At 35.5% G+C, this 14,507-nt stretch carries 12 protein-coding genes; 9 read left to right on the plus strand and 3 right to left on the minus strand.

The window, feature by feature from the left end:
* Nucleotides 1-291: 291 nt before the first annotated feature.
* Nucleotides 292-2,430, minus strand: coding sequence for a helix-turn-helix domain-containing protein (locus AEQSU_RS11540; RefSeq protein ID WP_014783036.1), 2,139 nt, complete (start codon nt 2,428-2,430; stop codon nt 292-294).
* A gap of 213 nt (nt 2,431-2,643) precedes the next feature.
* Nucleotides 2,644-4,749, minus strand: a complete 2,106-nt coding sequence (gene recG, locus AEQSU_RS11545) for an ATP-dependent DNA helicase RecG (RefSeq protein ID WP_042491961.1) — start codon at nt 4,747-4,749, stop codon at nt 2,644-2,646.
* A gap of 64 nt (nt 4,750-4,813) precedes the next feature.
* On the opposite strand from recG, the gene AEQSU_RS11550 reads away from it, so the two are divergent.
* From AEQSU_RS11550 to AEQSU_RS11585, 8 genes are all read left to right on the plus strand, one after another.
* The gene (locus AEQSU_RS11550) at nt 4,814-4,996 is read left to right on the plus strand and encodes a hypothetical protein (protein WP_014783038.1); all 183 of its coding nucleotides are present in this window, start codon (nt 4,814-4,816) and stop codon (nt 4,994-4,996) included.
* Nucleotides 4,993-5,472, plus strand: a complete 480-nt coding sequence (locus AEQSU_RS11555) for a nucleotidyl transferase AbiEii/AbiGii toxin family protein (RefSeq protein ID WP_014783039.1) — start codon at nt 4,993-4,995, stop codon at nt 5,470-5,472. The genes AEQSU_RS11550 and AEQSU_RS11555 overlap by 4 nt, the downstream gene beginning before the upstream one ends.
* On the plus strand, nt 5,472-7,532 hold the full coding sequence (locus tag AEQSU_RS11560) for a M1 family metallopeptidase (RefSeq protein WP_014783040.1): 2,061 nt from the start codon (nt 5,472-5,474) through the stop codon (nt 7,530-7,532). Before AEQSU_RS11555 ends, AEQSU_RS11560 begins: the two co-directional genes overlap by 1 nt.
* Nucleotides 7,529-8,443: a patatin-like phospholipase family protein gene (locus AEQSU_RS11565; protein WP_014783041.1), complete on the plus strand. Its 915-nt coding sequence runs from the start codon at nt 7,529-7,531 to the stop codon at nt 8,441-8,443. The genes AEQSU_RS11560 and AEQSU_RS11565 overlap by 4 nt, the downstream gene beginning before the upstream one ends.
* A gap of 214 nt (nt 8,444-8,657) precedes the next feature.
* The gene (locus AEQSU_RS11570) at nt 8,658-9,338 is read left to right on the plus strand and encodes a hypothetical protein (protein ID WP_014783042.1); all 681 of its coding nucleotides are present in this window, start codon (nt 8,658-8,660) and stop codon (nt 9,336-9,338) included.
* 13 nt (nt 9,339-9,351) lie between these two features.
* Nucleotides 9,352-10,002 (plus strand): hypothetical protein, encoded by a 651-nt coding sequence (locus AEQSU_RS11575; protein ID WP_014783043.1) that lies wholly within the window; start codon nt 9,352-9,354, stop codon nt 10,000-10,002.
* The gene (locus tag AEQSU_RS11580; RefSeq protein WP_042491965.1) at nt 9,981-10,733 is read left to right on the plus strand and encodes a sensor histidine kinase; all 753 of its coding nucleotides are present in this window, start codon (nt 9,981-9,983) and stop codon (nt 10,731-10,733) included. The genes AEQSU_RS11575 and AEQSU_RS11580 overlap by 22 nt, the downstream gene beginning before the upstream one ends.
* A gap of 37 nt (nt 10,734-10,770) precedes the next feature.
* Complete coding sequence (locus tag AEQSU_RS11585) at nt 10,771-11,403, plus strand: response regulator transcription factor (RefSeq protein WP_014783045.1); 633 nt, start codon at nt 10,771-10,773, stop codon at nt 11,401-11,403.
* A gap of 126 nt (nt 11,404-11,529) precedes the next feature.
* On the opposite strand, the gene AEQSU_RS11590 is transcribed toward AEQSU_RS11585, so the two are convergent.
* Complete coding sequence (locus tag AEQSU_RS11590) at nt 11,530-12,054, minus strand: DUF7935 family protein (RefSeq protein WP_014783046.1); 525 nt, start codon at nt 12,052-12,054, stop codon at nt 11,530-11,532.
* A 316-nt stretch (nt 12,055-12,370) separates the two neighbouring features.
* Here AEQSU_RS11590 and AEQSU_RS11595 point away from each other — a divergent pair, with 316 nt between their 5' ends.
* Nucleotides 12,371-14,251: a T9SS type A sorting domain-containing protein gene (locus tag AEQSU_RS11595; RefSeq protein ID WP_014783047.1), complete on the plus strand. Its 1,881-nt coding sequence runs from the start codon at nt 12,371-12,373 to the stop codon at nt 14,249-14,251.
* Nucleotides 14,252-14,507 lie beyond the last annotated feature (256 nt).

The following is a 14,507-nucleotide window of genomic DNA, read 5'->3' on the forward strand; positions in this document are numbered from 1 at the left end:
ATCGATGTTCGAACATTTTATGCAGTTAACATAAACATCTGGTTGAGAGAGGTTGACACGATGTCAACTTTTATTAGTATCAAAGTACATCAATATCTAAGTTTAGGTGTTGTAGAAAACAGGCAATCCCTAGTTTATTTCGTGCATTTTGTTGAAATTTTCACGCAAGGCAATGCTCGGCACGTCTATGTAAAGTTGTAGAGATGGTAAAAATGAATAAGTTTTATTGTGTTGGAAGACCCAAAAAGGGTTTTGGGGATTACAAGATGTGCGACTATATTTCTTGGGTTTTTACTTTTCAGGAATTGGAATGTAAAACTCTTTTAAAAGTGCCTTATAACGAGGATCATTTTTGTAAGGCTCGAATTCTGGAGTGCCGTTTGTTATTGTAAAGGGATTATAGTAACTATATCTTACTTTATTTAAGTAATAATACATAGAGTCCCGTTCTTTCAATATAGCATGCACATAAGCTCTGTAAAAATATTTGTGTTCTCCTTGTACAAAATATAATTTATTGATGCTATCTAGTTTTGTTCTATCTCCCAATTGTGCATAGGTTTTTGAGAGTTCACTGTATTTAAATACTTCTGGATATTTTTCTATTTCGTTTTGAGCTTGTTCATAGTTCCCCGTGTAGTATTGGTATTCCCAGGTATAATATCTTTTACCTTCTTCAGGAAGATTTTTAAAAACATCAGACTTCAGGAATTCGGCTGCCTTATCGTGAAATCCATTTATCATTAAATTATAAATATAGAAATATAAAAAATCATCATTTAAATCATAAGCCTTTTTAGCGCACTCCATCGACTTTAATTTGTCTATGTATATTTGATTGTACCCTTGCGCTAAATAATGGTAGTACATTGGCGCATTTTCGGGATCACTCTTAATTAGGGTATATGCCCAATCAAAGAGGGGATGCCAATCTTTATTTTTCCGACTTCCTAAATGTAAGCTAATTAGAAACCGCTCATCCGTAGGGATAACAAATCCGTAAGCTGTAAGATATGCTTCAGCTTCATCAAATTTATTATTTAAAACCATTAACCATGCATATCTGGCAGCAATTTCAGGAGAAAATGGACTTAATCTAGAGGCTATAGTTGCTTGCTTGAGGGCTTGTTTTAAATCTGAATTTTCAGACTTCAAAAAATAATCTGCATACCAATAACGTGTTTCGCTGTCATTTGGATTTAGGGCAATGGCTTTTTTAAAATACTTTTCACTCTCACTCCAATCATTACCCAATAAAAGTCTCGCTTTTACTGCATTGGCTCTGGCAGAATTTGGGTCTAAGGCCAAAGCATCATTAACGTATTCTCGGGCTTCTTTTACGTATTTAGTATTACCGCTTAATTCGTAGTTAATGGCAACCACGAGATTTGTAGATGCTACTTGGGCATAGGCTTCTACAAAATTGGAATCTAACGCAATGGCTTTTTTATTGTTCTTAATGTTTTTTTCTAAATCCTCAAAATTTCTACTATCATTGATCAAACGCCCTTCTAAATGTAATGCATAGGCCTTCATATTTTTTGTAGGGTAGGCATTTAAGGTTTGCTCGTCTAATGGAGTTAGGGTTGTTTTAAACTGACTTACCACCTCTTGGGCTACATTGTTCTGAATATCTATAATATTTTCGAAATCATCAGAATATTCCTTGGACCAAATATGATTGTCGTTACAATCAATCAACTGAACAATGATTTTTGTTTTGTTATCATGCAGTACCACACTGCCTTCCAGAATATAGGAGACTCCCAACTCCTTAGCTATTTCTGGAATACGCTTTTCTGAATTTCTATAGGTAGATGATGAAGTGAAAGAAGTGACCGTTACATCTTTTATCTGCGCCAGGGAATGTAAAATATTTTCTGAAACGCCATCGCAAAACCATTGATTGTCCTGTTGGCTCAAATCTTTAAAAGGTAAAACCGCGATAGAATTGGGTAAGGAATGATTTTTTGCCGTTATGCCATTTATAATAAAATATCCTGCTAGTAACGCCAGGAGTAAAATACCAATATAAAGAGTTGCTTTGCTGGTGATAATACTACGTAAGCTGTGCGTGGGCTTGATAGCATCCAATTCCTCCGAACTGATTTTTCGTACTTTAAACTCACTGGGGGTAATTCCATAATAGTTACTAAATGTTTTACTGAAATAGGATGCACTGTTAAAACCTACTTTATATGAGATTTCAGCAAGAGAGAGCTCGGTTTCCTGGATTAATCGGGCGGCTTCCTTTAATCGCAGATCCCTAATATATTTATTTACCGATTTTCCTGTGGCGGCCTTTATTTTCCTGAGTGTTTGTGAGGTACTCAATCCCAAGAGTAATGCAAGACTGTTTGCCCCGAAATTTTCATCGGAAAGGTTGCTCATCACAACACAATGCGCTTTTTCTATAAACTTTTCACTCATCTAGTTTAAGATTGGTTGTTTTGAATCTTATCTTTTTAATATTCAACAAGATACGATAAATACATAAGGAAAGGTAGGGGGAAATCCCCCTAAAAAATGAAGTTTTTACTTACAAGATAGAGTGTTACACCCTTTATTACAATTCTTCTATATCGTTTCTCTCCTTTGAGATTTCTATCTCTCTAAAAAGAAAAATAAATTTCTGTGGTAGAATTAAGAAATATAATTCCAAATATTCCGATACTTCACAAGTTGCTCGAATGTATTTTTTATAGGAATATTTTCTTCGGAAGCAAAGTTGGGGTCTGCCTTTAGGGTTTGCATTGCGTAGCTTCGGGCAATCTTTAATATTTCAGAATCCTTTATTATATCTGCAATACGTAGGTTTAGCACACCGCTTTGTTGTGTGCCCATCATATCGCCAGGACCGCGGAGTTTTAGGTCAACTTCTGCAATTTCAAATCCGTCACTGGTTCGGACCATGGTTTGCAATCTGGTTTTAGCATCTGCAGAAAGTTTGTGGCTCGTCATTAAAATACAATAGCTCTGTTCGGCACCACGACCAACACGACCACGCAATTGATGTAGTTGCGAAAGACCGAAACGTTCTGCACTTTCAATAATCATTACACTGGCGTTTGGAACGTTTACGCCAACTTCAATAACCGTAGTGGCGACCATAATTTGAGTTTCGCCTTTAATGAAGCGATTCATTTCATATTCCTTATCTGCAGATTTCATTTGTCCGTGAACGATAGAAACTTGGTATTCAGGTAGGGGAAATTCACGTGTAATACTCTCGTATCCGTCCATCAAATCCTTGTAATCCATGGTCTCACTTTCCTGTATTAAAGGGTACACAATATAGACCTGTCTGCCCTTGGAAATTTCGTCTTTTATAAACCGAAAAACCTTGAGTCTATTTGCATCAAAACGATGCACGGTTTTAATGTCTTTTCTACCCGGCGGAAGCTCGTCAATTACACTAATGTCTAGATCGCCATAAACACTCATGGCAAGAGTGCGGGGGATGGGGGTGGCGGTCATTACAAGTACGTGTGGCGGGTACTCATTTTTGTGCCAAAGTTTGCTGCGTTGTTCCACGCCAAAACGGTGCTGCTCATCCACAATTGCGAGCCCTAAATTTTTGAATTTCACCTTTTCTTCTAGTAGTGCGTGGGTGCCAATTAACATGTCTAATTCACCATTTTCCAACTTTTCGTGAATTTCTCTTCGCTTTGAAGTTTTAGTTGAGCCAGTTAGCAATTCAATACTGGTGTTCAGGTTTTTACACATTTCAACTAAACCGTTATAGTGCTGGACTGACAAAATTTCAGTCGGTGCCATTAAGCAGGCTTGAAAACCGTTGTCAAGTGCTATTAACATTGCCATTATTGCTACTATCGTCTTGCCCGAACCTACATCGCCTTGCAAGAGTCGATTCATCTGGGCATTGCTTCCTAAATCATTGCGGATTTCTTTGATAACTCGCTTCTGTGCTTCGGTCAATTCAAAGGGTAAATGTTCCGAAAAAAAGGTGTTGAAATGGTCTCCAATTTTATCAAAAGGATAGCCCTTAATTTTCGATTTATGAAGCAGATTTTTCCTGATTAATTGCAGTTGAATGTAGAACAATTCTTCAAACTTTAATCGGTATTGTGCACGTGCTAAATGGGCCTGACTTTTTGGAAAATGTATGTTGAAAAGTGCTTCCCTTTTGGAGGCTAATTTTAGCTCATCCAAAAGTGGTTTTGAAAGGGTCTCCGCGAAGTTGTTTTTGCTCTCCAAAAATAGTTGCTGCATCAGTCCATTTATCACCCGATTTGTGATGCCGCTATTCCCTAATTTTTCGGTGGAAGGATACACAGGTTGCATTGCCGAACGGATACTTTTTTCGTGTGCATCTAGCAATTCCATTTCAGGATGTGGCATAGAGAAACTTCCGTTGAAATAATTCGTTTTTCCGAAGATTACATAGGGAACGTTCAATTTTAGATTCTCCCGAATCCACTTTTGACCGCGAAACCATACAAGTTCTATACTGCCAGTTTCGTCAATAAACGTTGCAACGAGCCTTTTTCCACGTTTTTGTTCTACGGTTTTTATATGTGTAATCTTTCCAATAATTTGAACTTCGGAATTGGTTTGCTGTAATTGTGCAATTTTGTAATACTGAGTTCTATCTAAATACCGATTCGGAAAAAGATTCAGCAAATCCTGAAAAGTGTGGATACCAAGCTCTTTTTTGAGCAAATCTGCCCTGTTTGGACCGACGCCTTTTAAGTAATCTATTGGAGTTTGGAGAAAATTGGCATTCATAAAACGAAAATACTTAATTCCTGCGAAGGCAGGAATCCCAACCAAGAATTATTATCTTTAACGTATGGAAATTAATTTCAGAACAAAGGAAGAAAGTAAAAAGCTACAAGAAGCAGAATTCTTGGCTCTTTCTGGTGCTGAGCGAGTTTTTGCTTTTTTTAGGTTATGTTATGAAATGAGGGATTTTCCCACTCAAGAAACTTCGGATAAAAAAGATAATTTCATAATTCATTTTAAAAATAGATGATTGAAGCTTGGGATAATAATATTCGCGATTTTATTAAGGGTTGCAAAGAGCACGAAGTAAAAATGATTATGGTTGGTGGTGGTGCAGTAAATTTTCACGGCTACCAAAGACATTCAGCCGACGTTGATTTTTGGTTAGAACCGGTTGCTGAAAACTTTAAAAAATTAATTCTTGTTTTTCAAGAAATGGGCTTTGAAATTGACGATTTTCCTGAAGAAGTAAAAGAGCAGCAGCAAAATATTTCGATTAAATTCACTCCGAGTATTCTTAACTTAGAGATTATCACGAATTTCTCGGTAAATAAGTCTTTTTCTAAAGCTTTTGAGGAAGCAGTAATTGTTAAAAGAAGGGACTTGGAATGGCGTGTTTTGTCTTTTGATGATTTAATTACGAGCAAGATTAAAGCGGGACGTACAAAGGATTTATTGGACATTCAAGAATTGCAACGAACAAAAAATAATTTAGATAAAGAATAATGACAAAATATTTTTTAGCGTTTTCCTGCTTTTTATTTTCCCTTCAAATATTTTCCCAGCAGACTGAGGTTGCGGACTTTTTGAAGATTGAGGCATTAATAGGTACTGATATAATTGAAAAGAAAATTGGAGGACATTTTTTAGTCACATTTAGAGTTTTAAAAGAGACGGATTCCATATTTATGGATGCTGTGAGCATTCAGATTAATAAGGTAGAAACTAAAGATTTCAAAATAACTTCCGACGAAAAAAAGCTTTGGTTTACAGGTAATTTTGAAGAGGGCAAAGACTATAAGGCAGAATTATGGTACAACATGAAACCCAAGCAAACCCTATATTTCTTCGGAAATGAAATCTGGACGCAAGGTCAAGGAAAATACACTTCGCATTGGTTACCAAGCATCGACGATATAAATGATAAAATTGAGTTTGACCTTCAAGTAATGGCTCCAGAAGATAAAAATGTAATAGCCAATGGAGCGCTATTGAAAGTTGAAAGTAATTCAGATGAAAAATACTGGCATTTCGATATGAAAGAACCAATGTCTAGCTATCTGGTAGCCTTCGCCATTGGAAATTTCAACAAAAAAGAACTCGTTTCAAATTCAGGAATTCCCATTGAATTATACTATCAACCTTCAGATTCACTAAAAGTTGAGCCAACCTACCGTTACAGCAAACAGATTTTTGATTTTCTGGAAACTGAAATCGGTTTTCCTTATCCGTGGCAAAATTACAAACAAGTTCCCGTTCGCGATTTTCTGTATGCCGGAATGGAAAACACAACCGCCACCTTCTTTTCCGAAGCTTTTATGGTTGATTCCACAGGTTTTAACGATAGAAATTACGTAAACGTAAACGCCCACGAACTCGCACATCAATGGTTTGGAGATATGGTTACGGAAAAATCTAGTGAAGACCATTGGCTACAGGAAGGGTTTGCAACTTATTACGCTTTGCTTGCCGAAAAAGAAATTTTCGGCGATGATTATTATTACTGGCAGTTATACCAAACTGCTGAACAGTTAAAGACTGCGAGCGATGAAGGGAAGGGAGAATCACTTTTAAACCCTAAGGCTAGTTCGCTTACATTTTACCAAAAAGGTGCTTGGGCGCTTCATATTTTAAGGGAGAAAATAGGGGATGAGGCTTTTAAAACTGCTATCAAGAATTATTTAGAAAAATATAAATTCAAAAACGTTTCCACCGAAGATTTTTTGAATGAAGTGAAAGCGGTTGCACAAGCAGATATTTCAGCTTTTGAAAGGGATTGGTTGCAACAGACTGCTTTTCAAAGTGAAGAAGCCTATCAATCTTTGCTGAAATCTTCCTTCGTAAATAAATATTTTGAAGTTGCTGCTCTTCGCGCTGTTCCAATTTCTGATAAAAAGCTTCAGTTGAAGACGGCGCTCACGTTTCCGAATGATTTTATTGGCCAGGAAGCCGTTTATCAGTTGGTGGATGAACCGCTTTCTGAAACGCTCCCGCTGTACAAAACTGCTTTTGAAAGTAATAATCTCTATGTTCGGCAGGCTGTAGCACTTTCGTTACAAACCATTCCGAAGGAACTTCAAAAGGAATATGAAACTTTGTTAAATGACGAATCTTATGTAACGATGGAAGCTGCATTGTATCAAACATGGACACAGTTTCCAGAAAGAAAATCGGAATATCTCAACAAAACAAAAGCTGTTGAAGGTTTTCAGAATAAAAACATAAGGCAATTGTGGCTCGCTTTGGCACTAATTACTGAAGATTATAACAATACTGAGAAGGAAAATTATTTAAAGGAACTGAAAAATTACACATCAACCGAATATAGTTTCGAAATTCGTGAGAAATCTTTCGAATACGTAAATGAGCTTCAACTTTGGGATTTGGAAACGATTAAAAATCTTGCAGAAGCCTGTGTGCATCCCACTTGGCGATTTTCTAAGCCTTCAAAAGAAATGTTGAACAAGCTGCTTCAGGAGAAAAAACACTATGAACAAATTAAGGTTTTGGGGAGACAAGTTTCAGACAAGGCAGCGAATTATTTGAATTCAATAATAAAGGAATGAGAGCATTAGTAATATCTGGAGGTGGTAGTAAAGGCGCGTTTGCGGGCGGTGTGGCGCAATATTTAATGGATGAGCTGCATCACGAGTACGACCTTTTTGTGGGCACATCTACTGGAAGTTTGCTCATTTCGCATTTGGCGTTAGATAAGATTGCCGATATTAAAGATGTTTTTACTTCGGTGAACCAAAAGAGTATTTTTAACAGCTGTCCGTTTGTTATTAAGGAAGATAAATTTGGCGGAAAGCAAATAGCAATAAACCATTACACGGTTCTAAAGAATTTTTTTAAAGGAAAAAAAACCTTCGGCGAAAGCCTGAATTTGCGAAAACTCATTGAAAAAACCTTTACCGAAAATGAATTTAATACGCTTAAAGCTTCAGAAAAAGAAGTAGTGGTTACGGTTTCAAACCTTTCGCTAAACCAAGTGGAATACAAATCTGTAAATGATTTTGAATATCAGGATTTTCTGGATTGGATTTGGATTTCTTCGAACTACACTCCATTTATGAGTCTAGCTAAAAAAGATGGTTGCGAATATGCCGATGGTGGTTTTGGAAGTATGGTTCCTATTGAAGAAGCCATAAACCGAGGTGCCACAACGGTCGACGTGATTATACTTGAAACAGAAGTGATGTATTACAATAGGCTCCCTTCAAAAAATGTGTTTTCGTTGCTGACCAATATGCATAGTTATATGGCAGACCGTATTGAAAAACAAAACATTCGCATTGGTAAGTTTGTGGCTGCCAATAAGGACGTTATTATCAATCTTTACTACACACCTACGGTGTTAACCACCAATTCCTTAATTTTTGATAAGGAAATGATGAAAAAATGGTGGGAACGTGGCTATGAATATGCATACCAAAAAAACGAAGAGCTGAACGAGATTCGGGTTATGGAGGATTGATTTTATACTTTTTCTTGTCCAAAAAGCATAGTAAAAGCTTAGGGGGAAATCCCCCAGGTTTTAAGTGTTTTCCCTGTATTTTTTTTGAAACTTGATATTAATTGGCTAATTATCAGTTGTTATGACGTATCTTTCCTTTAAGATTATGAATGTCCATTTTTAAATTAGCGCATTTGTAATTACATTTATACCTCAACCCTAAAATCTTTTAGTTATGACAACAAAAATGACCAACCGATTCTTGTTACTGATTTTTACTAGCTTGTTGTTTATTGCTTGTGAAAACCCAACTCACACCGAGCCACCTTATGAAGGCCCACCAAAGGACAATATAATTTCTGTTGAGCAAGCTCAGGAAATGTATGATGCTTATTCAGAAAGACGTTCTGGCATTATTCAAAAATACGAGGACAGCGTACTTCCAAGCCCAGAGAAATTTACACCCACACGTTACGCAGAGTATGACTTAAAAACCATAAAACAATACATTGCATACATAGAACACGAAGCAAAAGAAGCCAATGTAGATATTAACACATTGCGCTTTTATCTTTCCAATTACCCAAATAGCGATAAATTTCCGAATGGCGATGTAGTAAAATATCCAAGAAGAAATAGCTTTTTTGTAGTTCCTACAATGTCTTATAAAGGTGAAAACGTTGGGTTTTCAATTGAAGATATTGATGGAAAATATACAGCTGTACCATTAAAAGGGCGCAACTCGAATGAAGAAAGAACCCAAGATAATGATCAAACGGATTCTACTGGCCAAATGAATGAGGCTGGATTTTTTATGTCTAATAATGCTACAGTTGGTGAAACTACTAGTTTGATTTTAAATGATGGAACTATCACACCACCACCAGGAAATAATCCTTTTGATCATGGAAATTAAATACTAATCATTCTTGGAAACAATTTTATCTAATCTACAAACCATCTTTTTGGCTTTATATGTTATTGTATTTATTTTGTCGATTTTTAAATATCCGCTTTATAAAAACACACCTTTAAAGTTATTGCCGATAATTTTGTTTTTAAGCTTATTTGCAGAATTTTTCGGAAAGTTCATTAGCGAGACATATGATGTGCCAAATATTGTGATATTCAACATATATTACTTTTTTTATTTTACGTTGTTTTTTTACCTTTTTATGAAGGCTATTGAAGAAGTGAAATTCAAAAATTATATTAAAATAGGTATTGGAATTTTTTGGATATTTTATTTAGGTGATTTAATATTTACCGATATTATTAATGAATCTTTTACAAAATCCTACATTGCTGGTGCAGGAGTATTAATATTCAGTATAACACTTTATTATATAAGTATTTTGCAGTCATCATTAGTTCTGGTGGTTAGAAACGACCTATTGTTTTGGATAAGTGTTGGTTTGTTTTTGTTTTATATTGGGTATCTTCCAATCAAAATAATTCGTTCTTGGTATTATAATTTCAATAGTTTTTTTGAGCTTTTACAGCTTATTCAGTTTTCGCTCATTATCATTATGTATTTGTGCTTTTTGACAGGGTTTTTATGGATGAAAAAGAGGTCATAATAATAATGGCGATAGCCATTCCGGTAACGTTGGTTATTATTGTTATCGTTCTGTTCAGCGTTTTTTCCCGCAGGAAAAACCGGTTGCTTCGGGAACAAGCAGAGACCAAAAAAGCGTATGATCGGGAACTTGCAGAATCGCAAATAGAGATAAGAGAAGAAACCCTGAGAAACATAAGCTGGGAATTGCACGACAATATTGGTCAGCTAATGACCTTGGCAAAAATACAAGCCCAAATGTCATTAGAAAAACCAGAAATGATGCCAGAGGTTTGTGAAACTATTGGCTCAGGAATTGATGAGCTAAGGGCGCTTTCAAAATTGATAAATCCAGAAGCACTGAAAAGCCTTAGTTTAAAAGAAGCAGTGAGTCTGGAAATTGAACGGTTTAATAGATTGAAATTTATAGCGGCAAAATTAAAAGTTGTTGGAACTATAGCGCCAATAGAAGGAAATACCCAAATTATACTTTTTAGAATTTTGCAGGAGTTTTTTTCAAACACTATAAAGCATTCCAAAGCGGCATCTTTAAATGTTGTTCTTGATTATTCTGAAAAGCACCTAACCATATCAGCAATTGACGATGGAGTAGGGTTTTCAAAAGATGACGATTTTATGGGAATTGGTTTGAAAAATATGAAAACAAGAGCAAAACTTATCAATTCAACCTTAAGGATAGAGTCAACTAAAGGAGAAGGAACGTCGTTGCACTTAAAATATAACATGGTTTAATATATAAGCTTTCAATAATTTTAAATAGAAGATTCTAATGAAATATACAGTAGTAGTAGTTGACGATCATTTTTTACTCTCTCAGGCCATAGGGGGTTTGGTTCAGGATTTTGAAAACTTTGAAGTGCTTTATCTATGTAAAAATGGACAGGATCTTCTAGATAGATTGAAAGAGCCAAAAAACATCCCAGATTTGGTACTTATGGATATTAAAATGCCCATTTTGAACGGAATAGAAACCACAGAAAAACTTAGAACGCAATATCCAAAGATAAAGGTACTCGCGCTTTCAATTGAAGAAGATGAATACACAATACTAAAAATGCTTCGCGCTGGTGCCAAAGGTTATTTAATGAAGGATACCAAAAAAGAAATCCTTAAAGAAGCATTGCAAAAAGTAATGGAAAGTGGTCATTACTATACAAGCACCGTTTCGCAAATACTTATGGAGTCTTTGGAAAAAAACATTCAAACCGAAATAAAAGATAAAGAATTGGAATTCATAAAACTAGCTTGTACAGATATGAGCTATAAAGAAATTGCCGAAGCCATGATCTGTAGTTACAAAACCGTAGAAGGTTACAGGGATTCCCTCTATAAAAAACTCGGGCTAAAAAACAGAATTGGTCTTATGCTTTTTGCGATTCGAAATAATCTATTTACTACTTAAAAAGAGACTAAGGACGAAAGGATGTATGACTTAAGACTAAAAAAATAATTTATACATCTAAAAAATCTTTTGAATCATTAGGCCATCACCTGCCTTACGTCCTGATTCTTTTGGTCATAAGTCATTCTAAAAAAGCTCACTCACTTCTTTTTTTATGTATGCCAAAGCCTTTTGTGAAGGTGTAATTTCTTCCATAAAATTTTGTAAAAGCCACTCTCGCATTTTATCTACATTGCCTTCCTTTTCGTGCATAGCACCTTGTCTAATGATATGAATTGTAGCGTTTTTGGCCGCACTCACCAAATTCCAACATTCTGGAGTAACATATATTTGTTGCGTAAGATTGTGCTCAAACTCCTGCTCAATATTCTTTACTAATAAGTTTTCATAATCGTCTTTTGAGTCTGAAAACGGTTTTACCCGAATCAATAATTTATTCAAATCTATTCGCTCTAAAAGAAGCGTGATGCGTTCATAAGCTTGCAAACGAAGCGGTAATACTTGTTTTTGTGCTTCCTTCTGAATTAAATATCTTCTACGACCTTCTTCATTTGCAGTGTGGCCTTTAAAGAAAAAATATGCTACAAGACCTACCACAATTGCAGGTAATAAATAAGCTACATAACTAATAATTTGGGTTGCTTCTTCCATAGAATTTTTAATAGTGAACAAACTTAAGCTCTTTTTGGTTTATGAACAAAAAAACTCCTCCATATCCCCCTATTTCAAAAGATTTTTACATTTATATCTTATCCTTTGAAATCCCTTTGTTTTAATTCTAAAAGGATTTTTTTGATAAAATCATAATAAAATTTTTAAAAATTCCGAAAATTAGGTAACAAAAGTTGAATCCGGTTGATATAAGCATAGAAGACAATAATTATATGTCTTTTAAAATATTGAAAACACTAAGGAGGAAACTGAAAATCCTATAATAAATAGAGTAGGTAAACTAAATAACTTTATTATGAAAACAATTAGACACACAATTGTAATGTTTTGCTTACTTATGATAGGTCTATCTTATGGGCAAAATGAAATCTGCACTAACTTTGAAAGTGGTTCATTTGATGGATGGCAAAACAGATATTCGACCTCATCAATCAATAGCCCAGCTCTTGACGGCACCAATTATCTCAGGGTAAGAGATGGATCTGGAGGTTCATGGGTTTATAATAGTACTTCCTATCCCAAAGATTGGAAACGGTTTATAGACCATTGCCTGTGCTTTGATTACAAGGTATTTAATGATGGTATTGCGAGTTCTTCAGCTAACATCAATCCAAAAATAGTTTTGTATGACGGTGCTTCCCCGCAAGCTTCAACTGTTTATGCAGTATTTGTGGCTACTAACACGGTTACGGAAAATGACGATTGGGTGCATGTTTGCGCACCTATTTTGCCAAGTGACGGCGTAACTTTGCCAGGAAATGGTGATGGTCAATGGACCAATGTTACGCCTGCTCAGTGGAATGCTTTACTCTCGAATGTAGGCGGAGTTGCATTTGCTATAGATATTGCAGGATCAAGTGCCCAAACTGAAATTATTGGAGTAGATAATATCTGTATTCAAGATTGTAACAATGTAGAACCGCCAAGTAATGAAGGTTCATACTGCTGCGATGGGGAAAACCTTGTGGTAAACGGTAACTTTGAGTTTGGTAATAGCGGCTTTAATAGTAGTTATTCTAACAATCCAGCGGTATATCCTGGCCAATATGATGTTACAAATTCTGCAAGTGCCTTTGGAGCTACTGTAACAGATCATTCTTTCTGTGCAGATCCAATAGCCTACGCAACAAATGATGATTTTATGATTGTAAATGGAAAAACCCAACAATCTGGAAATGCTGTAATTTGGCAGCAAACAATCTCTGGTCTTGAAAGAGGCGCTAGATATAAATTTTGTGCAAACTTCAAAAACATGCCTCAATGTACTTTTGATATTCTTCCGAGAATTAACATGATAGTATCTGGCTCTGGCGCTACCGGCTTTAGTGCTGTATCTGTAAATCCAGCAGATCCATGTGATTGGGATAGTAGAGAGTATAACTTTACGGCTTCCAGCAGTTCAGTATCTTTGAGAATTGTACTTGATCAAACTGGAAACGGAGATGGTAATGATTTAGCAATAGATGATATTGCGGTAACTAAATTGATTGATCCAAATCTTAGTATCACCGTGCAGCACCAAGGTAATCCACAAGAGATAACAGGTTCTATTAATACAATAAGTCCTTCGGATGATTCTTTACACGGATCAGATTGTGAATACTATTGGTTTGTTTCTGAAGTAACAAGCTATCCTCCAATTGTAGTATCAGGACCAGCTTTCGCTTCTGGAAATGCCTCTGGGAATAGCCTTGGTGCCTCTCCGTGGAATTTAACAACTACTTTCCCTGATTATAATTTCAACCAAAATACAATGTATATTGTTGGAATGTACACACCAGAATGTGGCTGTTATGATGAAGGTTTTACTTATCAATTAACCTACAACAATCGTCCAATGGGAGACGATATGACCGAAGAGCAAAAACAGTTAATTATATATTGGATTCTCAATGGTTACAAAGGGCCTGCCAATACCAGTCAAGATGTAGGTTCAAATAATCTATTAATTTACCCTAACCCAGTTGAAAATAGTTTTAATGTTTCATTGATAGGTGATAGCCTGAAAAGTGTAGAGATTTTATCACTAACTGGTCAATCTATCCTGTCCAAAAAATTTAAGGATGGAAAAACTGAAGAAACTTTGGACATCTCTTCGTTTGCAGCGGGTATTTATCTCGTAAAAGCTTACGGATTAGATAATAAACAGTTTACTGCCAAGTTGGTTAAAAAGTAGAATTTTTTATAATATCTGAAATTATTAGGCTCTTCAAATTTCTTGAAGAGCCTAATTTTTTTCAGAAAAGGTATTATAATTTTAAGAGGAAATATTATAAGAAGAATATCTTCTCAATATTTGATAAAGAGATAAAATTAACGTTCTTACAATTAAAATTTCCGAATTGAAAGTTGAAACTATTTATTGTAAATATTCTGGAACGAGGGCACGCAATAAACTGCGAGCTGACTGAAAACTGAGACTAAATACTGAA

Source organism: Aequorivita sublithincola DSM 14238 (genome assembly GCF_000265385.1).
In the GTDB taxonomy this organism is placed as follows: domain Bacteria; phylum Bacteroidota; class Bacteroidia; order Flavobacteriales; family Flavobacteriaceae; genus Aequorivita; species Aequorivita sublithincola.